General features: G+C 68.4%; 25 protein-coding genes. 17 read left to right on the top strand and 8 right to left on the bottom strand.

Annotation, left to right across the window (positions count from 1 at the left end):
* Window positions 1-63: 63 nt before the first annotated feature.
* The 6 genes from T333_RS13010 to T333_RS13035 are packed head-to-tail and all read left to right on the top strand — an operon-like array spanning window position 64 to window position 5,940.
* Complete coding sequence (locus T333_RS13010; protein WP_355002108.1) at window positions 64-2,700, top strand: sensor histidine kinase; 2,637 nt, start codon at window positions 64-66, stop codon at window positions 2,698-2,700.
* On the top strand, window positions 2,697-3,107 hold the full coding sequence (locus tag T333_RS13015; protein WP_067784303.1) for a roadblock/LC7 domain-containing protein: 411 nt from the start codon (window positions 2,697-2,699) through the stop codon (window positions 3,105-3,107). Before T333_RS13010 ends, T333_RS13015 begins: the two co-directional genes overlap by 4 nt.
* 8 nt (window positions 3,108-3,115) lie before the next feature.
* The gene (locus T333_RS13020) at window positions 3,116-3,490 is read left to right on the top strand and encodes a DUF742 domain-containing protein (RefSeq protein WP_253812816.1); all 375 of its coding nucleotides are present in this window, start codon (window positions 3,116-3,118) and stop codon (window positions 3,488-3,490) included.
* Between the two features lie 25 nt (window positions 3,491-3,515).
* Window positions 3,516-4,100, top strand: a complete 585-nt coding sequence (locus T333_RS13025; RefSeq protein WP_067784299.1) for a GTP-binding protein — start codon at window positions 3,516-3,518, stop codon at window positions 4,098-4,100.
* A gap of 11 nt (window positions 4,101-4,111) precedes the next feature.
* Window positions 4,112-4,879: an MHYT domain-containing protein gene (locus tag T333_RS13030; protein ID WP_355002109.1), complete on the top strand. Its 768-nt coding sequence runs from the start codon at window positions 4,112-4,114 to the stop codon at window positions 4,877-4,879.
* Window positions 4,880-4,920: 41 nt separating this feature from the next.
* Complete coding sequence (locus T333_RS13035; protein WP_357250110.1) at window positions 4,921-5,940, top strand: glycoside hydrolase domain-containing protein; 1,020 nt, start codon at window positions 4,921-4,923, stop codon at window positions 5,938-5,940.
* A 474-nt stretch (window positions 5,941-6,414) separates the two neighbouring features.
* On the opposite strand, the gene rpmF is transcribed toward T333_RS13035, so the two are convergent.
* The 3 genes from rpmF to mrf are packed head-to-tail and all read right to left on the bottom strand — an operon-like array spanning window position 6,415 to window position 8,181.
* On the bottom strand, window positions 6,415-6,588 hold the full coding sequence (rpmF, locus tag T333_RS13040) for a 50S ribosomal protein L32 (protein ID WP_141808758.1): 174 nt from the start codon (window positions 6,586-6,588) through the stop codon (window positions 6,415-6,417).
* A 1-nt stretch (window position 6,589) separates the two neighbouring features.
* The gene (locus T333_RS13045; RefSeq protein ID WP_355002111.1) at window positions 6,590-6,856 is read right to left on the bottom strand and encodes a type B 50S ribosomal protein L31; all 267 of its coding nucleotides are present in this window, start codon (window positions 6,854-6,856) and stop codon (window positions 6,590-6,592) included.
* Window positions 6,853-8,181: a ribosome hibernation factor-recruiting GTPase MRF gene (mrf, locus tag T333_RS13050; RefSeq protein ID WP_357250105.1), complete on the bottom strand. Its 1,329-nt coding sequence runs from the start codon at window positions 8,179-8,181 to the stop codon at window positions 6,853-6,855. Before mrf ends, T333_RS13045 begins: the two co-directional genes overlap by 4 nt.
* Window positions 8,182-8,282: 101 nt before the next feature.
* Here mrf and rpmB point away from each other — a divergent pair, with 101 nt between their 5' ends.
* The 6 genes from rpmB (at window position 8,283) to T333_RS13080 (ending at window position 11,742) form a co-directional block, all read left to right on the top strand.
* Window positions 8,283-8,519: a 50S ribosomal protein L28 gene (gene rpmB / locus T333_RS13055; RefSeq protein ID WP_496424571.1), complete on the top strand. Its 237-nt coding sequence runs from the start codon at window positions 8,283-8,285 to the stop codon at window positions 8,517-8,519.
* 8 nt (window positions 8,520-8,527) lie between these two features.
* Window positions 8,528-8,698 (top strand): 50S ribosomal protein L33, encoded by a 171-nt coding sequence (gene rpmG / locus T333_RS13060; RefSeq protein WP_496424572.1) that lies wholly within the window; start codon window positions 8,528-8,530, stop codon window positions 8,696-8,698.
* A gap of 1 nt (window position 8,699) precedes the next feature.
* Window positions 8,700-9,005 (top strand): 30S ribosomal protein S14, encoded by a 306-nt coding sequence (gene rpsN, locus T333_RS13065; RefSeq protein ID WP_496424573.1) that lies wholly within the window; start codon window positions 8,700-8,702, stop codon window positions 9,003-9,005.
* Window positions 9,006-9,037: 32 nt separating this feature from the next.
* The gene (gene rpsR / locus T333_RS13070) at window positions 9,038-9,292 is read left to right on the top strand and encodes a 30S ribosomal protein S18 (protein WP_011211513.1); all 255 of its coding nucleotides are present in this window, start codon (window positions 9,038-9,040) and stop codon (window positions 9,290-9,292) included.
* A 423-nt stretch (window positions 9,293-9,715) separates the two neighbouring features.
* Window positions 9,716-10,711: a beta-ketoacyl-ACP synthase 3 gene (locus T333_RS13075; protein WP_496424574.1), complete on the top strand. Its 996-nt coding sequence runs from the start codon at window positions 9,716-9,718 to the stop codon at window positions 10,709-10,711.
* 38 nt (window positions 10,712-10,749) lie between these two features.
* A complete protein-coding gene (locus T333_RS13080; RefSeq protein ID WP_355002116.1) occupies window positions 10,750-11,742 on the top strand; it encodes an AvrD family protein in 993 nt (330 codons plus the stop codon).
* 29 nt (window positions 11,743-11,771) lie between these two features.
* Here T333_RS13080 and T333_RS13085 read toward each other — a convergent pair whose 3' ends face one another.
* Window positions 11,772-12,356: a TetR/AcrR family transcriptional regulator gene (locus T333_RS13085; protein WP_355002117.1), complete on the bottom strand. Its 585-nt coding sequence runs from the start codon at window positions 12,354-12,356 to the stop codon at window positions 11,772-11,774.
* Between the two features lie 129 nt (window positions 12,357-12,485).
* Here T333_RS13085 and T333_RS13090 point away from each other — a divergent pair, with 129 nt between their 5' ends.
* From T333_RS13090 to T333_RS13105, 4 genes are read left to right on the top strand one after another with little or no spacing between them, the layout of a single operon-like run.
* Complete coding sequence (locus T333_RS13090) at window positions 12,486-13,112, top strand: hypothetical protein (RefSeq protein ID WP_355002118.1); 627 nt, start codon at window positions 12,486-12,488, stop codon at window positions 13,110-13,112.
* Window positions 13,113-13,152: 40 nt separating this feature from the next.
* Window positions 13,153-14,760, top strand: a complete 1,608-nt coding sequence (locus tag T333_RS13095) for an MFS transporter (RefSeq protein WP_496424575.1) — start codon at window positions 13,153-13,155, stop codon at window positions 14,758-14,760.
* Window positions 14,761-14,762: 2 nt separating this feature from the next.
* A complete protein-coding gene (locus T333_RS13100) occupies window positions 14,763-15,431 on the top strand; it encodes an HAD family hydrolase (protein WP_496424576.1) in 669 nt (222 codons plus the stop codon).
* Window positions 15,432-15,450: 19 nt separating this feature from the next.
* On the top strand, window positions 15,451-16,239 hold the full coding sequence (locus tag T333_RS13105) for an AAA family ATPase (protein WP_357255539.1): 789 nt from the start codon (window positions 15,451-15,453) through the stop codon (window positions 16,237-16,239).
* A gap of 119 nt (window positions 16,240-16,358) precedes the next feature.
* Here T333_RS13105 and T333_RS13110 read toward each other — a convergent pair whose 3' ends face one another.
* The gene (locus T333_RS13110; protein WP_357255541.1) at window positions 16,359-16,919 is read right to left on the bottom strand and encodes a LysM peptidoglycan-binding domain-containing protein; all 561 of its coding nucleotides are present in this window, start codon (window positions 16,917-16,919) and stop codon (window positions 16,359-16,361) included.
* 168 nt (window positions 16,920-17,087) lie between these two features.
* On the opposite strand from T333_RS13110, the gene T333_RS13115 reads away from it, so the two are divergent.
* Window positions 17,088-17,540, top strand: a complete 453-nt coding sequence (locus T333_RS13115; protein WP_355002123.1) for a hypothetical protein — start codon at window positions 17,088-17,090, stop codon at window positions 17,538-17,540.
* A 214-nt stretch (window positions 17,541-17,754) separates the two neighbouring features.
* On the opposite strand, the gene T333_RS13120 is transcribed toward T333_RS13115, so the two are convergent.
* The 3 genes from T333_RS13120 to purN form a co-directional block, all read right to left on the bottom strand.
* Window positions 17,755-18,642: a TIGR01777 family oxidoreductase gene (locus T333_RS13120; protein WP_496424577.1), complete on the bottom strand. Its 888-nt coding sequence runs from the start codon at window positions 18,640-18,642 to the stop codon at window positions 17,755-17,757.
* A 185-nt stretch (window positions 18,643-18,827) separates the two neighbouring features.
* The gene (gene purH / locus T333_RS13125) at window positions 18,828-20,429 is read right to left on the bottom strand and encodes a bifunctional phosphoribosylaminoimidazolecarboxamide formyltransferase/IMP cyclohydrolase (RefSeq protein WP_496424578.1); all 1,602 of its coding nucleotides are present in this window, start codon (window positions 20,427-20,429) and stop codon (window positions 18,828-18,830) included.
* Entirely contained in the window at window positions 20,426-21,058 is a 633-nt protein-coding gene (gene purN / locus T333_RS13130) for a phosphoribosylglycinamide formyltransferase (protein ID WP_355002125.1), read from the bottom strand. Before purN ends, purH begins: the two co-directional genes overlap by 4 nt.
* Between the last annotated feature and the right edge of the window lie 198 nt (window positions 21,059-21,256).

A 21,256-nucleotide genomic window follows, 5' to 3' on the forward strand; every position in this document is an offset into this window, starting at 1 on the left:
ACTTATGTGAAACAGCCACTAGCCATCCGGGGAACCCGCGCGGAGTGGAGGCGACGGAAGCGGATGGATGCAGCACCGCGTTCCCGGCAATTCAGGCTGTCGAACTGGTCCGTCACCCGCAAGGTCGGGATCGTGCTACTGCTGCCGGTGGTGCTCGCCTCGACGTTCGCGGTATTGCGAATCAACGACGAGTTGAACACGATCGGCGACCTCGACGCGGCGACCGACCAGGCCAGGATCATCCGGCCGATGCTCGGTTTCGCCTCGGCCACCGAACAACTCGCCGTCACGACGGCGACGACCTGGGAGAACCAGACGTCCGACGCCGACCTGGACCGCATCGCGGGCCGGTTCGATCAGGCGGCCGCCGATCTCCAGACGGCGCTGCGCTCGACGGGAGCGCCGACGGAAGTCTCCAACGAACTCGACGCGGCGCTGACCGCGGGCCGCGCGATGCGCAACGGCCTGCGCAACAGTTCGCCGGTGGCGATCGGCCAGCAGGCCGACGAGGTCGCCGCCCGCATCGGTAACGCGATCGCGCGCTCGACCTCGCTGGAGGAGATCACCATCCAGCGCTACTTCCTGCAGCTCGGTGTGACCACCAACGCGCGCAGGCTGCACACCCAGCAGTACCTGCTGATCGGTTCGCCGGGCGCGGACCGCAACCCGGCCGTGCGCCCGACGGTCTTGATCACCGCGGGTGGTGAGCTGGTGTTGCTGAGCCAGTTCGCCCAGCTGCAACCGTCTTCGGCGCTCAACGCCAGCGTGTTGATCGACGCGGTGAACGTCCGCCTCGGCGCCTTCAGCCAGAACCTCGGCGACCCAGCGGGCAGCCAGCCGGTCATCGACTCGCTGCGCACCAGTGCCACCGCCTACGACCAGACGACGCTGAACCTGGTCGACACCATCGACGCGCGACTGGCCGACCGGACCGCCGAAGTCCGCGGCATCGTGTTGCGCGATATCGCGATCGTGGTCGCGACGCTGCTCGCCGGTCTGGCCCTCGCGCTCGCGGTCGCCCGCTCGCTCGTCGTCCCGATTCGCCGCCTGCGCCACGGCGCGCTCCAGGTCGCGCACGTCGACCTGCCCAACGAGCTCGAGGTCGTGCGTTCCGGCAACGCGACACCGGAGCCGACCCGAGTCGACGTGCACACCACCGAGGAGATCGGCCAGCTGGCCCGCGCCGTCGACGACATCCACAACGCCGCGCTCCACCTCGCCGCCGAGCAGGCCCGTCTGCGCCTGCAGATCGGCAGCATGTTCGAGACCCTTTCGCGCCGCAGCCAGTCGCTCGTCGAGCAGCAGCTGACGCTGATCGAGGAACTCGAGCACGACGAGGACGACTCCGAGCGCCTGCAGAGCCTGTTCCGCCTCGACCACCTCGCCACCCGCATGCGCCGAAACGGCGACAACCTGCTGGTGCTCGCGGGCACCGCGCTGCGCCGCGGCCACCTGCCGCCCGTTCCGCTCTCGGACATGCTGTGGAGCGCGGTCTCCCAGGTCGAGGACTACCAGCGCGTCGAGATCGGCAGCGCGCCTGACGGCATCGTGCCCGGTGAGCCCGCCGTCGACGTCGAGCACCTGCTCGCCGAGCTCATCGACAACGCGCTGCGCTACTCGCCGCCCACCACCCCGGTGGCGGTCTCGGTGGCCCGCGCAGTGGACGGCGGCTACCTGATCGAGATCATCGACCGCGGTCTCGGCATGTCCGCCGAGGACCTGCAGACGGTCAACGAGCACCTCGCCTCCGGTGGTGAGGTCACCGTCGAAACCGCTCGCCGCATGGGTCTTTTCGTGGTCGGCCGACTCGCCAAGCGGCACAACATCACGGTCAACCTGCGCCGGACCTCGGCGATGGCGCAGCAGCCAGGCATCACCGCGAGCGTGCACCTGCCCGGCACCCTGGTCTCGCCGGTGCCGATCAGCGACAAGGCGCCGCAGCTCACCGCGCCGCAGCCGCTGGAGAGCGCGCCCGAACCCACGGCCGCGCCGCCGCGCATGCTGGTCCCGGTGCCGAGTCTGGCATTGCCCGAGCACACTTCCTCGTTCGAGATGAGCAGCACCGGCCTGCCGCAGCGGCGTCCGGCGATCCGGGTCGCCACCCCGGCCGACCGCCGCCCGTCGGTGATCGATGCCGAGACCACCGATCCCGGCCGCGGCGGCCCGCTGCCGATCCGGACGCGCAACGAGAACGGCGCGCCGCGACCGGTGGAGTCGCTCGCGCTGCCCGCGCCGGCGGGCGAGCCCGCCGAGCCCGCGCAGGTCGACGTGTGGGCCGAGACCGCCGTCTACGAGGTGCCCGAGCCCGCGGCCGTCGCGAACGCCGCCCAGGCCACGGTCACCGGGCTGCGTCCGGTGAACCCGGAATCCCCGACGCCGATCTACCAGCGCATGGTGTCGGAGTGGCTGGTCGAACCCGCCTCCGCCGGATCCGAGAACGAAGGCGGCGCTTGGTCGTCCCCCGCCGACGTCGGCTGGGCCGCCGCCGCGGAGGCGAGCAACCCGACCACCTCCGGCCGCACCTCCGGCGGCCTGCCCATTCGGCAGCCGGGCGCGCAGCTGGTCCCCGGCGGTTTGGCGCCGGCCAACGAATCCAACACGCGGAATCCTGATGAGATCCGCAACAGCTTGACCAGGCATCTCAGCGGGGTCCGCAGCGGGCGGGCCGACGCCCAGTACAACGACGGAGGGCTTGCATGACCGACAAACCAGGCAACACCACAGACGAGAATCTGAACTGGCTGGTCACCCGTTTCACTCGGGACGTGCCGGGTGTCACCCACGCGGTGCTGGTGTCGGCCGACGGCCTGCTGCAGGCGACCAGCCCGCACCTGCCCGCCGATCGCGCCGAGCAGCTCGCGGCGGTCACCGCGGGCCTGGCGAGCCTGTCCAGCGGCGCCGCCCAGTTGTTCAACGGCGGCAAGGTGATGCAGTCGATCGTCGACATGCAGCGCGGCTACCTGCTGGTGATGACGGTCGGCAACGGCTCGCATCTGGCGGTGCTCGCCAACAAGACGCACGACATCGGCCGGATCGGTTATGAGATGGCGCTGCTCGTCGATCGTGTCGGTTCGGTGGTCCAAGCCACCGCCCGGACGGCCGTGTAGAGCGTGCGATGTCCAACCCAACCGGCGGGGGGCCGGGCATACCACCCACCCGCGTTCGTCCCTACGCCCTGACCTCGGGGCGTACCGAACCCGCGGTCGACCTTCCCCTGGAGGCGGTCATCGAGACCATCTCCTACACTGCACATTTCGAATGGCCGGTCGGCGATATCCGGACCGATATCGTGCGGCTGGGCACCGCACGTCTGTCGGTCGCTGAGATATCGGCTCAGCTACAACGGCCGCTCGGCCTGGTCCGAGTCGTGATCGGCGATCTCGTCGTCGCCGGGACGCTGCGCGTGCATTCGACCCTGAGCGACCAGGCGAGCTACGACGAGCGCCGGACCCTGATGGAGAGGACTTTGCGTGGACTCCGCGCCCTATAACTCCCAGCCGTACGGCTCGGCATCCATGGACAATCGCACCGCGTCGACGAAAATCGTTGTCGCAGGGGGTTTCGGCGCGGGCAAGACCACCTTCGTCGGCGCGGTGTCGGAAATCGTCCCGCTGCGCACCGAAGCCATGGTGACCGGCTTCTCCGACGGCATCGACGACCTGGCCGCGACGCCAGGCAAGGAGACCACAACGGTCGCCATGGATTTCGGCCGCATCGTGTTGCCGGGGAACCTGACGCTGTACCTGTTCGGCACGCCGGGCCAGCGCCGGTTCTGGTTCATGTGGGACGACCTGATCCGCGGCGCGATCGGCGCGGTGGTGCTGGTGGACACCCGCCGCATCGAGGACAGCTTCGCCGCCGTCGACTTCTTCGAGGCACGCGGACTGCCGTTCCTGGTGGCGGTCAACCGTTTTCCGGACGCACCGCGGTTCCCGGTGGCCGAACTGCGTGAGGCGCTATCGGTGCGGTCGGGGGTGCCGATCGTCGACATCGACGCGCGCAACGCGATGGAAGTGCGCCAATCCCTGGCCGCTGTCACGGAATACGCGATCCAGCGGCTCGCGGCGCAGCAGCACGAGCAGCCCGTCGGACAGGTGTGAGGGTCGCTGTCTTGTCCTACTTCTCCATGGGTTATTGGGTCCTAGGACTGTCGATCCTGGTGGCGATGGCGGGCGCGCTGATCGGTCTGATCTGCATCCGCCAGTCGACCAAATCGGTGACGTCCAAGTTCCGGCTGGTCTGGCTGGCCTCGGCGGCGGTCTCTATCGGCGGAATCGGCACCTGGCTGGCGGTTTTCGTCACGATGCTCGGCGTCACGCCCTCGGGCGACGCGCTGATCCGCTACGACGTCGCCCGGCTCACGGGAGCGGCGGTGCTCGCGGTGCTTTCGGTCTTCGGTGGACTGATGGTGCTCGGGCGGACGCTGCAGCTGTCCCGCCTGCTCGCCGCGGGCGTGCTGATGGGCACCGGACTGAGCCTGATGCTCGCCTTGGGGATGAGCGCCGTGCAGGTGCGCGGCGACATCGAGTACGGACTGTGGCAGGTGATCGTCTCCGGCCTGCTCGGCGTCGTGATCTCGCTCGGCACACTGTGGTTCGTGCTGCGCTCGTGGCCGACGATCGCCGTCGTCGGCGCCTCGGCGCTGTTCGGATGCGCCGTCGTCGGCATGCACTACCTGCGGATGGCCGGACTGGAGTTGCGGATCAATCCGCGCGCGGCGCTCCCGACCGGTGAAGACCTGTTCTCCTTCCTGGTGCCGATGTTCGTCATCGGCATGCTCTCGCTGGCCGTGCCGATCACCGCGGTTCTCGTCGCTCCCGATCGACGCACACCGTCCACGCCGCCCGCACCGGCGCGGCGGCCCGAGTTCACGCGCTGAACCCCGGCGAACCGCACCGTCCACGTCTTACAGTGGGAGACATGCGGTTCGGCCTGGACTACGCCGGTGGACGGCCGGGCGGCGCCGCTATCCGGGCGGCGGGTTTCGATTTCGTGGTGCGGTATCTGACGCCCGGCGGTCCGAGTCTGCCCGGCAAGCTGCTCACCCCGGCGGAGGCCGACGACCTTCGGGCGCACGGCATCTCCATCGTCTCCAACTGGGAGACCACCGCCGCCCGCATGCTGGACGGCTACAACGCGGGCATCGTCGACGCGCGCGCCGGTCTCGCGCAGGTACTGCGCTGCGGCGGTCGCCCCGACCGGCCCGTCTACTTCTCGGCGGATTTCGACGCCACTCCACAAGACCAGGTGCCGATCAACGCGTACCTGGACGGCGCGGCCACGGTGCTCGGCGACGCGAATGTCGGTATCTACGGCGGGTATTGGTCGGTGAGCCGGGCGCTGGACGCGGGCAGCGCGGCCTGGGTGTGGCAGACCGACGCGTGGTCGGGCGGCAATGTGGAGACCCGCCGCAACATTCATCAGACGCTGCGCCAGATCCGGGTCAACGGCGTGCTCTGCGACGTGAACGTGGCCGAGACAGCGGATTTCGGCCAGTGGGATTTCGGACAGGAGGAGCCGGACATGACGCCGGAGCAGGACGCGGTGCTGCGCGACATCCAAACCCAGTTGCGCGGCCCCGGTCTCGCGGGGTGGCCGCAGCTGGGCACGGACGCCGAGGGACGGCACCTGACGCTGGTGGACGGGTTGGCCGCGGCGTTGCGTCGCATCGACGCGCTGGAGGGCGACACCGAGGCACTGCGCGCCCAGATCGGCGAACTGCGTACGGAGATCAGCGAACTGGAGGCCACCACCGCCGATCTGGTCGAGCAGGTGCGGCAGCTGGAGGGGCACCGCTGGCCCTGGCCGCTCTCCTTGATCGAGGGGCCCGCGGAGTTGATCGGCGCTCAGCTCGCGCGATTGGAGTCCCTGCTGCCGGATTTGCCCGGATTGCCGGGACATTCGGAGGCGGAATCCGAATCGCGAAACGGGAAGCCGTAAGCGCGCGAAACAGGTTTCGCGAGAGTGCTTTACGGGAGAATGCCGAAGTTTGGCGATGAGCGGGTTCTTCCGAGAAACCGGAAGAACCCGCCCTCTCGGATGAGGGTACCGGCGCGTGAGCACGAAATCATCACTGCACGGAGACTTTTAAGGCCGCTAAAAACAAACTTTGGGTATGCATTTCATCGTCCAGTTACCTTGCCGCACGCGATAATTCAGGAATAGCCGCATGTGACGCAGAGCACATCGGGTAGCTGATCAGTTGCCGCAGTATCACGATCGCAACGAACCGTCCGGTCCGCCACCGCAGCCTATGGGCACCAATCCGCCTGGCGCGTTCGGCACACTGGCGGCCATGGGGCGGGTTGCGGCCGACCTGGCCGGCAAGCAGGGCTGACTTCCACTCTGCGGCACGACAACGCGTAGGGCCCGGCGGTGGATCCGCCGGGCCCTACGCGTTCGACCGGAGCTGGATCAGAGGCGGTCCAGGTCGATCAGTCCGCGGCGCACAGCCTGCACCAGGCGGCGCGGCACCTGATGCACCACTCCCCCGACGGTCACCGGCACCAGCGCGGGCGGGGCCGCCTTCCACTGGGCGCGACGGCTGCGCGTATTGGACCGCGACATCCTCCGCTTGGGCACCGCCATCTCAGGCCTCCTGTCCGGCGCGCACGCGCCTGCCGTACTTGCGCTCGAACTTCTCGACCCGGCCCTGGGTGTCCAGCACGCGGTGCGCGCCGGTCCAGAACGGGTGCGAGTCGGCGGTCACGTCGACCACCAGCAGCGGATACGTGTTGCCGTCTTCCCACTCGACGGTCCGCGCGCTGGTGGCGGTGGACCTGGTGAGGAACCGCTTGCCGGTGCTCGAGTCCTCGACCACCACCGGGTGGTAGTCCGGGTGGATACCTGTCTTCACTTTCCTTCTCCTCTCCGACTTTTCGGTTCCGCGACCTCGTCGACCAGCTCGCCCGCGTCCTCGCACGGGTCGGCGTGCCAGTCGCCGAACGGGTCGTCCCACAGCGCGACCCGCTCGGGCGCGCGCTCGACCAGTCGCAGTTCGTCGTCCTCGACCAGCGCCCAGTGCAGGGCCCGGCGAATCTCGCCGGGATCGGCGTCGTGCGCGAGGATCACCAGTGAGACGTCCCGATCACCGAAGCGGTCGTCCCAGCGCAGCGCGGCGAGCGCCCGCCGAGTCGGATCCGCCTGTGCCAGTTCGTCTTCGCTCATCGCGGCGAGCCAGCGCCCCGCGCCGCCGACGCGCAGCCCGCCACCCGCCGACTCCAGCCACACCACCTCGTCGGGCTGGGTGGCCAGCCAGAGCCTGCCGCGCGCGGTGACCACACCTTCGAAGAGCACGTCGAGCGCGTCGTGCAACCTGCCGGGATGGAAGGGCCTGCTCGCGGCGAACTCGATCAGGCTCACGCCGTGCTCGGCGACCAGCGGCGGCTGCCCGCGCAGCAGCGGTGCGTGCGCGTCGAAGATCCGGCCGCGCCGCGACTGCGCCGGAATCCGGGCGAGCAGGGCTTCGATGTCGGTGGCGGCGACGGCGTCCAGGTCGTCGATCCAGGCGACGGGCGCGTCCGGCACCAGGCGGGTCAGCACCGCGCCGAGCCTGCTCTGCTCCACGGCGTCGAGCGCGGGGCCGATGGCCAGCACCGCATCGGCGAAATCGACTTGGCCGACGGCGACCTGCGCGACGGTGCGGTCGTCGTCCGCGGCCGCGAGCCCGCGCTCGGCGAGCGTCTCGTCGCCGGTGGCGTCGTTCAGCCACTCCTGGTTGTCCAGGCAGGTCAGCACCGCCTCGACGCGCACGTCGCGCCCGGCGGGGCCGTCCACCCGGCCGACGACTCCGGTGACCACGACATCACCGATGGCCTGGCACACGGCCTCGGCCTCGAAGGCCGGATCGAGCGCGAGGACAATGCGCCGCACCGATTCCCGCGCGGCCAACGTGCACAGCAGCGGAAGCAGGTCGGCCCGCAACGTACAGGAGACGCAGCCGTGCGCCAGCTCGAGCACGGCGGTCTTGGCGTCCGTCGCGGTGCGCACCGTGCGGCGCACGACGCCCTCGCGCAGCTCGCTCAGCTCGTGGCGCACGACGACGGTGCCATCGCCGCCGAGCAGCGCGTCGGCGACACGGTCGACGCCCGCTGCCGCGCGTCCGGGCAGACCGGCGACCAGCACGACCGGCGTCCGGCGATCGGGCTCGGGCGGGAGCAGGGCGGGATCAGGCACAACCACCGGAACCCCTTTCGATAACGATTTTCATTTGCCGTTCAGCAACGGTACAGTGTCGGACAGCCATTGTCGAAAATGATTGTCATCTACGCTAGGAGCCCGCCATGTCGGCCCACTGCCAGGTCACCGGCCGCAAGCCGGGGTTCGGCAAGTCCGTATCGCACTCACACAAGCGGACCAACCGCCGCTGGAACCCCAACATCCAGCGCAAGACCTACTACCTGCCCAGCGAGGACCGCCGCGTCACGCTGAACGTCTCCGCCAAGGGCATCAAGACCATCGATCGGGACGGTATCGAGGCAGTCGTCGCTCGCATCCGCGCTCGCGGCGAGAAGATCTAGGAGTATCCATGGCATCGAAATCCACCGACATCCGCCCGATCGTCAAGCTGAAGTCCACCGCGGGCACCGGCTACACCTACGTCACCCGCAAGAACCGGCGCAACGACCCGGACCGCCTGGTGCTGAAGAAGTACGACCCGGTGCTGCGCAAGCACGTCGACTTCCGCGAGGAGCGCTGACGTGGCGAAGAAGTCGAAGATCGCGCGCAACGAGCAGCGCAAGGCCGTCGTCGCCCGCTACGCGGCCCGCCGCGCCGAACTGAAGGAACTCATCCGCAAACCGGCCACGTCGGACGCCGACCGGGCCGCCGCGCAGGCCGCCCTGCAGCGCCTGCCGCGAGATGCCAGTCCGGTACGATTGCGCAACCGGGACGCCGCGGACGGACGTCCGCGGGGTCACCTCCGGAAGTTCGGTCTCTCCCGTGTGCGTGTGCGCGAGATGGCCCACCGGGGAGAGCTGCCCGGTGTGCACAAATCGAGCTGGTAAGAACCACCGATCCCGTAGAAGGAACCCCTGATATGGCAGTCAAGCGAGCACCGTCGAAGAAGGTCCGCGCGGAACAGGCCCGCCGCCCCAAGAAGAACCCGCTGATCGCCGCGGGGATCGAGACGGTGGACTACAAGGATGTGAACCTGCTGCGCACGTTCATCTCCGATCGCGGCAAGATTCGCAGCAGGCGCGTTACCGGGCTCACCCCGCAGCAGCAACGTCAGGTCGCCGTCGCGGTGAAGAACGCCCGCGAGATGGCCCTGCTGCCGTTCACCAGCCGGTAGCGCGAGCCCTTCCGCTCTCGACGGCGGGGGTTCGGGTGTGTGACACACCCGAACCCCCGCCGTTGTCGTATCCGGTCACCTAGCTCGAGACACACCCGACCCCTTCGATGGACAATCCACAGCTATCGATCGAGCAGGCCGTTTCAACCGGTCCGAACTCGGTATACATTGCACCTGAACCTGTTTCCGCAGATGCAAATCACTCGATTACTAATCGGTAGTTAATAGCTGGCGATCAATGCCGAAGCGCTTTGTGACCGACCAGTAGTCGAGCGATGTCAACAGTCTATGAAAAAACGTGACCTTCGTCACAACATGCCGTTATACAGGCGTTATAGCAATGTGATCTAATTCCCGAATTCTGGCCGGGTGATACATTGATGCATACAGAATTGATGCATTCACCTTTCGGGGGTGGGAAGTATGACGGCTTTACAAGCCGGAGTTTTGATGATCGGATCATACCGGCCCGATCGAATTGTTTCCAATTCCGACCTGGCCCCCGAATTGGGTGTCGACGAAGAGTGGATAACCACGCGGACCGGAATTACCGAACGTAGATACGCCGGAAATCACGAGACAGTAATTTCGATGGCCGCGACGGCCGCGCGAAGAGCGCTCGACGCCGCCGAAATGTCCGCTGAACAAATCGATGTCCTCATGCTCGCGACGTCGACCCATCTCAACAACACTCCGGCCGCCGCCGCCATCGTCGCCGCCGAACTCGGCTGCGCGGGACCGGCGGCCTTCGACATTTCCGCGGGCTGCTCCGGCTACGCGCACGGCATCGGACAAGCCGCCGCGCTCATCAACGCAGGTCAAGCCGACAACATTCTCGTCATCGGGTCGGAAAAGTTCAACAACGTCATCGATCGTGACGACCGTTCGGTGGGACCCATCTTCGGCGACGGCGCCGGCGCCGCACTCGTCGGACGCACGGAATCCGGCCACATCAGGCGCACCGTATGGGGTAGCGACGGCACCCGAGCCAATCTGATCCGCCAGGAACCCACCTGGGAGGAATTGCGCTGCGCGCCGACCACGACGGCACCTCCGACTCTGCACATGGAGGGGACCGAAGTATTTCGCTGGGCGACCGGCGAGGTGCCCAGAATAGTATCCGAAATCGCGCATGCCGGCGGTATCACCCTCGCCGACGTAGAGGTATTCATCCCGCATCAGGCGAATTTGCGAATCATCGACGGGGTTGCTCGCAAACTCGGCTGGCAGGACGAATCGGTAGTGATCGCAGACGACATCCGGCGGGCCGGAAACACTTCGGCCGCCGCCCTGCCGCTGGCGATCGACGACCTGGTGTCTTCGGGCCGCGCAAAGCCGGGACAACTTGCACTGCAAGTTTCTTTCGGCGCCGGTCTGTCGTATGCGGGACAGGTTTTCGACCTGCCCCAGGTTGCCTGAACCGAATTGCTCGATCGCTCTTCGAAAGTTGCTCTGCCATGACCGTTTCTTTTTCCAGCTACGACGAACCCCTCGGACCCCGGTCCGATCGATACTTCGGTGAAGGTTACAAAAAGGTCAGCCCCGAGCTGGCCGACTTGCAGATCCGCCGCTCCACCCAGCTCGGCGCCAAGCACACCGGTGTGGCGCGGCTGAGCTACCCGGCCGCCTGGTCGACCAAGAAGCACCGCGAGCTGGTGCCGCACGTCAGCAGCGTCGACACGATCATGCTCGCCGCCTCCCTGTGCGACGCCTCGATCACCCACTCCCGGGACCTCGGCCCGGCCGAGTCGTCCCGCATGTGGGTGCGCCAAGCGGCCGTGCGGGCGGGCGCCGCACCACACGAGGATCTCGACAACATCCCGGTCGAGGCCGAGATCACCACCACCACCGCCGCGGAGGACGCCGACGAGATCGAGACCGCGTTCAAGTTCCGCGTCGGCAACCTGACCGGCACGCTGACCATGGTGCACCCCGTCGGTTCGGGCGCGCTGGACGTGCCGGGAACCGATCACATCGCGCAGCTCAGCGACATCTACGGCCCGGCGCCGCACTACTACCTCAACGGCGTCAAGGACCACACGCTGACTGCCGCGGACCTGATCGTGGACGAGACCGCCACCCGCATCAACAGCAGGCAGCGGGTCACCACCGGTGTCGAGGGCGGCTACGTCGGCGCGGAATCGGCCTACTGGGATTCGGTCTCGCCGATCGACGCCATCGTCGGCGCGGCGCAGCTCTCCCAGATCCTGCTCTACGAAATGGACGGACTGGACCGGCGCAACAGCAACACCCTGTGGATGCGCAAACTCGAGTTCGTCACCGAGGGGCCGCGCCGCCCCTCGAACGAACCGTTCGACGGCACGGTGGAGATCCGGCGCACCTCGACCATCGACCGCGGCGGCCAGCGCTGGCGCAGCGCGGATCTTCTGATCAAGGAGTTCCAGGGCGTCACCGGGTTCTGCCTGCTCGCCCACCAACTGCCCGACTGAGAATGCCGGGCAACGGAATTCGGTCCGTCTCACTCCGATTCCGGAGCGTCGAACCCGCAGTCCTGGCCGAGCGCGCATTCCGCGAGCGCGGCCAGCGCGGGGTCGTCGGCGTGTTCGGTGGCGTTCATCGCCAGCAGCGCGTTGAGCAGCATGCCGTTGGCGATGAATTCCCGTGCGCGCTCGGGGTCGCAACCGGTGCGTTCGACCAGCAGGGTGTACAGCGCGGAGACGAAACGCCTTGCGGCGGCGGCGATCTGCGGATGACCGGCGGCCGCGCTGAAGCCCTGCAACAGGACGACCAGCACGTCCCGGTCCTCGACCAGGCTGTTGTAGACCCCGCCGAGGCGTTTCCACACCTCGGGCGACGCGGCGACCTCCGGATCCTCCAGTTCGGCGGCGAACGCGGCGAGCAGGGACTGCACCGCCCGGTCGAAGACCTCCTGGAAGAGGTCGGCCTTGGTGCCGAACATCCGCACTACGTACGGCTGCGAGACCCCGGCCTCCAGCGCGACGACGTCGGTGCTGGTGCCCGCGTAGCCGCCGCGCGAGAACGCTCGGCCAGCGGCCTCGAGAATCATCTCGCGACGCTCGGCCGCGCTCAGTCTGGCCCTCATGTTGACAAGTTATCACTTGATTACTAGATTTTCGATGAACCCGGTGAAACCGCATTTGGCGTTCGCGTATTCCGCTTGCACACAAGGGGATACGCGGAAATGCGGGCACCCGCTATACAAGGACGCCCGATGAAGGATGCACCCGCGCTACGACTGGCCGTGACCGGCGCACCGCGAACGGGTAAGACCACCGTTTGCACCGCTCTCGCGCTGGCCACCGGCCTGGACCACGCGGCCATCTCCACCCACCTCGCCACCCCGGGCGTCGACCGGAGGCTCGCGCCGACGGTCGACGCCGCGGTGCGCGGCTTCGAACAGCGCGTGGATTCCGAAGCCCGGCTGACCTCGGGTTTCGTCTCCGACGGTTCGGTGCTCCAGGAATGGGTGGCGGCCGAGGCGCTGCGGCGAACCCGCAGACTCCGGCGCTGGCTGTGGAACCCGCGCGACCTGCCCTATCGCATCTTCGAGAAGAAGTACCTGCTGGCGCACGGCGGAATCGTGACCCGGCGGGCCAACGTCACCTACGACGGGTTCATTCATCTGCGGATGGACCGGGAATCGGCCACCGAAGGCGATGACCGATACCGCAGCACGATCGACCGACTACTGCTCGACACCCTGCACGAAGGGACCGTCCCCTATCTGGTGATCGGGGGGTCCATCGAAGAAATCGTCACCCGGGTGGCCGGAATGTATCAGCTACCGCAGCTGATGCCGGTGCCCGACGCGGTCTCCGCAGCGTTGCACGCCGCATAACCAACAGCCGTCGCCGCATACCACCTGGAGGGGAATTCCCATGGCATCCGCAGACGCCTTGACCAAGCCACCACAGCGATCGGACAGTGCGATCTGGACGCTGGTCGTCGTCGCGCTGGCGACGTTCATGCTGATGCTCGACCTCACCGTCGTCAACGTCGCGCTACCCGATATCCGCCAAGCCTTCGATTCCACGTTCTCCGCCCTGCAGTGGATCCTCGACGCCTACGCCCTCGGCCTCGCCGCGGTGCTGCTCGCGGCGGGTTCGCTCGCCGACCGCATCGGCCGCAAGAAGGTCTTCGACGCGGGCCTGGTGATCTTCGTGCTCTCGTCGCTGGCCTGCGGCCTCGCGCCGAACGATTTCGTGCTGATCGTCGCCCGCCTCGTGCAGGGTCTCGGCGGCGCGATCCTCTTCGCGGTCGGCCCGGCGCTGCTCGGACACGAGTTCCGCGGTAAGGACCGCGGCATGGCCTTCGGTGTGTTCGGCGGCGTCGCGGGTCTGGCGATCGCGTTCGGCCCGCTGATCGGCGGCGCCCTCACCGAGACCGCTGGCTGGCGCTGGATCTTCCTGATCAACGTGCCGGTGACCATCGCCGCGCTCGCCGTCGGCTACCTGAAGATGCGCGAATCCCGCAGCGACACACCGCCGCCCGTGGACTGGACGGGCATGGTCACCTTCTCGGCCGGTCTGTTCTTCCTGGTGCTCGGCTTCATGCGCGGCGAGCAGGACGGCTGGACCAGCGGCCGGATCATCGGCTGCTTCGCACTGGCGCTCGTGCTGCTCGCGGTGTTCACCTGGCTGCAGATCTCCCGGCCGAACCGCGCGATGTTCGACCTGACGCTGTTCCGCAACCGCACCTTCAACGGCCTGTCCGTGGTGACCGCGCTGTGCGCGCTGTCGGTGATGCCCGCGCTGTTCCTGCTCATCTCCTACGTGCAGAACCTGCTCGGCTACTCCGCCTTCGCCAGCGGCGTGCGCTTCCTCCCGCTGACGCTGCTGCTGTTCGTCGCCGCCGCCATCGCGGGCAGCATGGTCGCCAAGCTGCCGCCGTCCATCCTGGTCGGCGCCTCGCAGCTGCTCATCGCCGCGGGTCTGGTCGCGGTGCTGCTCGTCGAGCCCGGCTCCTCGTGGACCGCGCTGATCCCCGGCATGGTGCTGATCGGTCTCGGCATGGGTGTGTTCAACCCGCCGCGCGCCGCGTTCTCGATTGCGGTCACCAGCCCGGACAAGGCGGGCATGGCCTCGGGCGTGAACGAGACCTTCCAGCAGGCCGGTCTGGCCATCGGCATCGCCGCGGTCGGCGCGTTCTTCCAGAACCGGGTCGGCAGCGCCTTCACCGAATCCGAGGCGGCGCGCACGGTCTTCGGCGACAAGGCCGCCGAGGCGGGCGACGCGGTGGCGGCCGGCGGTCCCGCCGTCGTCGCGGCCGAGGTGCCCGAGTCGGTCGCCGAATCGGTCCGCGCGGCAGCGGAATCGGCCTTCGTCAGTGGCTTGGAGAACGCCATGGTGCTGGCCGCGGTGCTCGCGGCCGTCTCCGGCGCGATCGCGTTCCTCACGCTGCGCAGTCGCGATCTGGACGAGGCCGCGCTCGCCACCCCCGGCGTGCCGACCGAGGATGCCGACACCCAGCCCGCGCCGGTGGCCTGACCGTGCTGGCGACCAGGCCGCGCTTCGCGTTCACCGACGTGGACCACACCCTGCTGCGAATCAGCACCTTGCAGCACTTCGCCCAGTACTTCTTCGAAGGCACCGGGCGCGGGGAGGTGCTGGTCATGCATCAGAAGCGGATGCAACGCCTGGCCGAGACCGGAGCGGACCGGGAGACGCTGAACCGGAGCTATTACCTGCTCTGGACCGACATCCCGGTCCGCGAGGTCGAGGACAACGCGCGCGCCTGGCACGATCGCGTCCGTGCCGACGGGCTCTACCGCGAGCCCCTCGTGCGGCGGCTCGGCGAGCTGCGCGCGCAGGGCGTGGAGACGGTACTGGTCTCCGGCTCCTTCCGCGCCTGCCTGCGACCGATCGAGATCGAACTGGACTGCGCGGGCGTGCTGTGCACCGAGCTGGATGAGCGCGACGGCGTGTACACCGGCGCGGTGCGCAAGTCCCTCATCGGCGCGGCCAAGCGCGCCGAGGTGGAAGCGTTCGCGGCCAGATACCCCGAGCACGACCTCGCGGGCGATTTCGGCTTCGGCGACCATCTCAGCGATGTACCCGTACTGGAGACGATCGGCCACCCGGCCGTCGTCCCGGTCGACCCCGCGCTGGAGCGGGTCGCGGCCGAGCGCGGCTGGGAAGTGCTGCGTGACGACCACTGAGCGATCGGAGAAGAAACCCGTGTATCTAGTTGGCGGGCAGCGCCGCGACAGCCTGAAGCTGGCCATCTCGGGCACCTACGGCGTCGGCAAGAGCACGACGACCGAGACGCTCTCGATCGCCACCGGAATCCCGCGTACGCACGCGCTCACCTCTCGTGAGTTGCTGATCGATCTCGCTCCGGGCAAGACGGTGATGGAGCTGAACTCCATCGAGCTGCTGCAACTCGGGCTGCGCCGCTTCGAGGAGCGGGTGCACAACGAATCCGGTGGCGGCTCTTTCATTTCCGACGGTTCCGTGGTGCACGAATGGGTGTACGGCACCGCGCGAATGGCGGTCGGCATCAATCCCGGCGCGGGGCTGCTGCTGCGCACCGTGAAGGCCGCCGCGGGCATCGGGCGCAAGGCGCCGCTGCGGGAGTACACCGACATCATCGGCGACGTCGTCAAAGAGCGGGCCGCCAGGCTCTACGACGCCTATGTGCACCTGCCGGTGGAATTCGAGATGAAGGCCGACGGCCACCGCCCGGTGTCGGAACCGTTCCGCAAGCTCTCCGACGACACGCTGCTGCAAGTGGTGAAGGACATCGGGCTGCCCTATGAAGTGGTGGGCGGGACCGTGCACGAACGGGTTTCGCGGATCATCGAGCTGTTCGACCTGGAGACCGTGATGCCGGTCGACGAGGCGATCGCCGAGGCCAAGCGCCGGGTGTCCGCCGCCACCGAGGTGCTGGAAGAGGACGACCGGTTCAAGGAAGCCCAACGCAAGAAGTCGCTGTGGCGCAAGGTCTCCTACGCCATGCGATACTGACCATCGGCGAAAGCCCCACGCGGGCAAGACCCCTCAGACCATTCACGCGAAAGACGTGGGACCCCGAGAGCTAGTCCCGGGGTCCCACGTTGTTTTTCGCAGGCGTAGACGGTGTCCGGCTACGGAATCGTCAGCACCTGACCGGGTTCGATCGCGTCGGGGTTCGGAATGCCGCTGGCCTCGGCGATCTCCTGGTAGCGGTTGCCGTCGCCGTAGAAGCGCTCGGCGATCGCCCACAGGGTGTCGCCCGGTTCCACCGTGTAGGTCTGCGCCGCGGGCTGCGGGGGCGCCTGCTCGGCGGCCTGCGCCTCGGCGGGCTGTTCCTGCTCCGGTGCGGGCAGCGGGTTGTCGGTCTTGGTTTCCGACGCCCACAGCGCGCTGCCGTCGGTGCCGTACAGCACCACGTTGCGGTCGGCCTGCACGACGAGGCGGTCCGCGTCCTTGCCGTTGGTCTCGGTCGACCAGGCGGCGCCCTCGCCCTTGTAGAGCACGAAGTTGCCGTCGTGCTGGAACGTCGCCCGCTCCACACCCTGATCATGAGTCTGAGTGGCCCAGACGACGTTTCCATCCGGCTCCGACAGGACGAGGTTGCCGTCGGATTGCAGAGTGAGGGTGTACGCACCGCCACTCAGGGATTGGCCGAGTGCAAGTTCTTCGCCTACGCGCAGCGTGTCGCCCACGTTTTTCCTTTCGAAGATCAACTGTGCGGAGCATTCGACATCGATGCGGGGCGTATGCCACTTGCCCACATCGGAGCCGAATCTACAGTCGAGCCCACGTCGGTGAAGGCAGTAACGCGCGGGGTTCCAGGAATGTTCACCGGCGCGTCGATCGCTATGGTGGTCGCCATGAATCGCCGCCGCACCAGCCTCGTCATCGCCGCCCTGCTGCTCGGCCTCACCGTCGCGGGGTGCGGTAGCTCGAACGACGATGGCGCGCAACAGAACACCACCTCCGGCGCAACCACTTCCGCGCCGCCCACGCCGAGCGAGGTCGCGCAGCCGCAGGGCCAGCCGTTCACGGCCGATCCGACGATCGTCGGCGCCCACCCGATCCCGTTCACCTCGTGGGCCCGCGTCGCCGACGACAAGATCGCCGTCAACTTCCAGACCGGCGCGCCGGAATGCTACGGCGTGGACGCGGTGACCACCGAGACCGACAAGACGGTCACGGTGGAGTTGCGCGGCGGCACCCGCGCCGACGCCGTTGGCCGGATGTGCGTGATGATCGCCGTGTTCGGCACCATGGAGATCCCGCTGAAGGCGCCGCTGGGCGACCGGACGGTGCTCAGCGCCGCCTGACCACTCAGCGCAGCCTGACCACCCAGCGCCGCCTGACCACACAGCGCGGCCCGGCCACCCAGCGCCGCCTGACCACCCAGCGCCGCCTGACCACACAGCGCAGCCCGGCCACACAGCGCCGCCTGACGCGGGCGTCGGCTCGACCCGACGCTTGCCCGGCGGTCCGGCCGGACGGTCCGCGCCCGGCCGGACCACCACCCCTCGGCGTAACCGCTCAGCGCGTGGCGAAGGTGTACTTCATGGCTTGATCCAGCGTGCTGTGCGTGAACTCGAAACCGTTGCCCACCAGCGCCTTCGGCACCATCTTGTGCCCGTGCAGCATCTCCGCGCCGCCCTCGCCGCCTATCAGCTTCAGCACGGCGCCGGGCAGCGTCAGCACGGCGCGCCGGTTCATCGCCGCGGCGAGGGCGGTGGTGAACTCGGCGTTGGTGACCGTCTCCGGGGCGGACAGGTTCACCGGGCCGGAGACCGAGAAGGTCAGCAGCCAGTTCACCGCCTCGAGCCAGTCGTGCAGGGTGATCCACGGCAGGTACTGGCGGCCGGTGCCGAACTTGCCGCCGAGCCCGAGCCGGAACAGCGGGCGAAGCCGCTCGACGAGCATCGAGTCGGCGGAGAGCACGTTCGCGGTGCGCAGCAGCACCACCCGGACACCGGCGGTGGCGGCGGCCTCGGTGGCCGCTTCCCAATCCCGGCACATGGTGCCGAGGAAATCCGTTCCGTGCGGTGCGAATTCGTCGACGTCCTGATCGCCGCTGTCGCCGTACCAACCGGCGGCCGACGCGTTGAGCAGGACGGGGACGCCGGTCTCGGCCACCGCGCGGGACAGCACCCTGGACGGCACGATGCGGCTGGCGCGCATCTCCTCCTTGTACGCGGGCGACCAGCGCTTGCCGGCCACGGTCGCACCGCACAGGTTGATCACCGCGCCCGCACCCGCCACGATGCCGCTGTCGAAGCTGGAACCGTAAGGGTCCCAGCCGATCTCGTCCGGACGCACGGCTTCTCGACGCACCAGGCGGACCACATCGTGGCCGTCGTCGTTCAGCTTGGAGACCAGATACTTGCCGAGGAACCCCGATGCCCCGGCGACCACGATACGCATGCGTACATTCTGCACCATGGAAATACTGTTCCGGGGATTCCATACCGGATAATGAGATCCAGACGTCCAGTTCGGTTACCGAAAAGCCTTGCGGCGCTGCGGCATCGATTGCTCAGGGGTGCCCGTGAACACGAAAAACGCGGAGAACGGACCCCTTTCGGGATCGCTCTCCGCGTTCGTCCGGATCAGTGCGCGAAGTGGCGAGACCCGGTGAGGTAGAGCGTCACACCGGCCTCGCGGGCCAGGTCGATGGTCTCCTGATCGCGGACCGAACCACCAGGCTGCACGATGGCGCGGATACCGGCCTGGATCAGTTGCTGCGGTCCGTCCGGGAACGGGAAGAACGCGTCGGAGGCGGCCACCGAGCCCTTGGCCCGGTCCCCCGCGCGCTGCACCGCGAGCTGCACCGCGTCCACCCGGTTGACCTGCCCCATGCCGACGCCGACCGACGCGCCGTCGTGGGCGAGCAGGATGGCGTTGGACTTCACCGCGCGGCATGCGCGCCAAGCGAATTCGAGATCGGCGAGGGTCTGCTCGTCCGCGGGCTCGCCGGTGGCGAGGGTCCAGTTGGCCGAGTCGTCGCCCTCGGCGTCGAGGATGTCGCGCTGCTGTAGCAGCGCGCCGCCGCTGATCGGACGCAGTTCCGCGCCCGCCCGCTGCGGTGGCTCGGCGACCAGGATGCGCACGTTCTTCTTGCGCTGCAACACCTCTACCGCGCCGTCCGCGTAGGACGGCGCCACGATGACCTCGGTGAAGATGTCGGCGACCTGCTCGGCCATCTCCACGGTGACCTCGCGGTTGGCCGCGATCACGCCGCCGAAGGCGCTCACCGGATCGCAGGCGTGCGCCTTGCGGTGCGCCTCGGCGATGTCGGCGCCGATCGCGATGCCGCACGGGTTGGCGTGCTTGATGATCGCCACCGCGGGCGCCTCGTGGTCGTAGGCGGCGCGCCATGCGGCGTCGGCATCGGTGTAGTTGTTGTACGACATCTCCTTGCCGTGCAACTGCTCCGCCTGCGCCAGCCCGACCGAACCGCCGTTGTCGGTGTACAGCGCCGCCGCCTGGTGCGGGTTCTCGCCGTAGCGCAGCACCGCGGCGCGCTCCCAGCTGCCGCCGATCCACTCGGGGAACGGCGTGCTGGCGGGCTCCTCGGCCACGCCGGGGGCCAGCACGCTGGTCATCCAGCTCGCCACCGCGACGTCGTAGCTCGCGGTGTGCTGGAAGGCCTTCGCCGCCAACGCCGTCCGCTGCGCGAGGGTGAAGCCGCCCGACTTCACCGCGGCGAGCACGTCGTCGTAGTCGCCGCTGTCCACGACCACGGCGACCGACGGGTGGTTCTTCGCGGCCGCGCGCACCATGGACGGGCCGCCGATATCGATCTGCTCGACGCACTCGTCCGGGCTCGCGCCGCTCGCGACGGTCTGGGTGAACGGGTAGAGGTTCACCACCACGAGCTGGAACGCCTCGACGCCCAGCTCGACCAGCTGATCGACGTGCTCCTGCTTGCGCGTGTCGGCGAGGATGCCCGCGTGCACCCTCGGGTGCAGGGTCTTGACCCGGCCGTCCAGCGTCTCCGGGAACCCGGTCAGTTCCTCGACCTTGGTCACCGGGATACCCGCGTCGGCGATCTTGGCGGCCGTCGAACCGGTGGAGACCAGCTCGATGCCCGCCGCGTGCAGACCGGTCGCGAGCTCGATGAGCCCCGTCTTGTCGTAGACGCTCACCAGCGCCCTGTTGATCGCCTTGCGATCGGCCGGAACCACGGTCGCTTCGCTACGCTCACTCACTGGCGCACCCGCTCATCTGGAATTACTGCCTTTCGTCCGTCGGAGACAATGCCTCGCGTCGCGACGGCGGCGACAACCTCCGCCAGCAACCGTCGCTCGACAACCTTGATCCGCTCGTGCAGGGAGTCCTCGTCGTCGTCGGGCAGCACCGGCACCGCCTCCTGCGCGAGGATCGGTCCGGTGTCGACGCCCGAGTCGACCAAGTGCACCGTCGAGCCGGTGACCCGCACCCCGTACGCGAGCGCGTCGCGCACGCCGTGCGCACCGGGAAACGACGGCAGCAGCGCGGGATGGGTGTTGATGATCCGCCCGCCGAAGCGGTTCATGAACGCGGGACCGAGGATCTTCATGAACCCGGCCGAGACCACCAGGTCCGGCTCGTGGGCGGCCACCGCCTCGGTCAGCGCGGCATCCCATGCCATGCGGTCGGGAAAGTCTCTCAGCGCCACCCGGAAATGCGGGACGCCCGCGGCGTCGGCGTGTTCGGTGGCGGCGCAGACACGGTCGACGCCGACCGCGACGATCTTCGCGGGATAGTCGGCGGCGCTCGCCGCGTCGAGGAGCGCGCGCAGCAGCGACCCGGTGCCCGAGGCGAGCACGACTACGGTGGCGGGCGCCGCGGCGGGCACCCACTCGGCATGCGGAGACGTCAGCGCTCTACTCCTGCGTGTCGGTCGGAACGGCGGCCGGATCGGGGCGCCGCCGGAGTAAAGCCTAGTCGGTGGCCTGTTCGTGACTTTCGACCGGTGGCGAGCGCGGCCGAACGCGCGGATGCTAGTGCGTGCCTTCGCCTCCGTCAGGGCTGGCCCGCCGCGACCTTCTCGACC

This window comes from Nocardia sp. CNS-044, from assembly GCF_059570515.1.

What these genes read in the sequence shown, in the direction of transcription:
- T333_RS13010 (WP_355002108.1), top strand. Translation starts at nt 64, where the DNA reads ATGGATGCAGCACCGCGTTCCCGGCAATTCAGGCTGTCGAACTGGTCC.
- T333_RS13015 (WP_067784303.1), top strand. Translation starts at nt 2,697, where the DNA reads ATGACCGACAAACCAGGCAACACCACAGACGAGAATCTGAACTGGCTG.
- T333_RS13020 (WP_253812816.1), top strand. Translation starts at nt 3,116, where the DNA reads ATGTCCAACCCAACCGGCGGGGGGCCGGGCATACCACCCACCCGCGTT.
- T333_RS13025 (WP_067784299.1), top strand. Translation starts at nt 3,516, where the DNA reads ATGGACAATCGCACCGCGTCGACGAAAATCGTTGTCGCAGGGGGTTTC.
- T333_RS13035 (WP_357250110.1), top strand. Translation starts at nt 4,921, where the DNA reads ATGCGGTTCGGCCTGGACTACGCCGGTGGACGGCCGGGCGGCGCCGCT.
- rpmF (WP_141808758.1), bottom strand. Translation starts at nt 6,588, where the DNA reads ATGGCGGTGCCCAAGCGGAGGATGTCGCGGTCCAATACGCGCAGCCGT.
- rpmB (WP_496424571.1), top strand. Translation starts at nt 8,283, where the DNA reads ATGTCGGCCCACTGCCAGGTCACCGGCCGCAAGCCGGGGTTCGGCAAG.
- rpmG (WP_496424572.1), top strand. Translation starts at nt 8,528, where the DNA reads ATGGCATCGAAATCCACCGACATCCGCCCGATCGTCAAGCTGAAGTCC.
- rpsR (WP_011211513.1), top strand. Translation starts at nt 9,038, where the DNA reads ATGGCAGTCAAGCGAGCACCGTCGAAGAAGGTCCGCGCGGAACAGGCC.
- T333_RS13075 (WP_496424574.1), top strand. Translation starts at nt 9,716, where the DNA reads ATGACGGCTTTACAAGCCGGAGTTTTGATGATCGGATCATACCGGCCC.
- T333_RS13080 (WP_355002116.1), top strand. Translation starts at nt 10,750, where the DNA reads ATGACCGTTTCTTTTTCCAGCTACGACGAACCCCTCGGACCCCGGTCC.
- T333_RS13085 (WP_355002117.1), bottom strand. Translation starts at nt 12,356, where the DNA reads ATGAGGGCCAGACTGAGCGCGGCCGAGCGTCGCGAGATGATTCTCGAG.
- T333_RS13090 (WP_355002118.1), top strand. Translation starts at nt 12,486, where the DNA reads ATGAAGGATGCACCCGCGCTACGACTGGCCGTGACCGGCGCACCGCGA.
- T333_RS13095 (WP_496424575.1), top strand. Translation starts at nt 13,153, where the DNA reads ATGGCATCCGCAGACGCCTTGACCAAGCCACCACAGCGATCGGACAGT.
- T333_RS13115 (WP_355002123.1), top strand. Translation starts at nt 17,088, where the DNA reads ATGAATCGCCGCCGCACCAGCCTCGTCATCGCCGCCCTGCTGCTCGGC.
- T333_RS13120 (WP_496424577.1), bottom strand. Translation starts at nt 18,642, where the DNA reads ATGCGTATCGTGGTCGCCGGGGCATCGGGGTTCCTCGGCAAGTATCTG.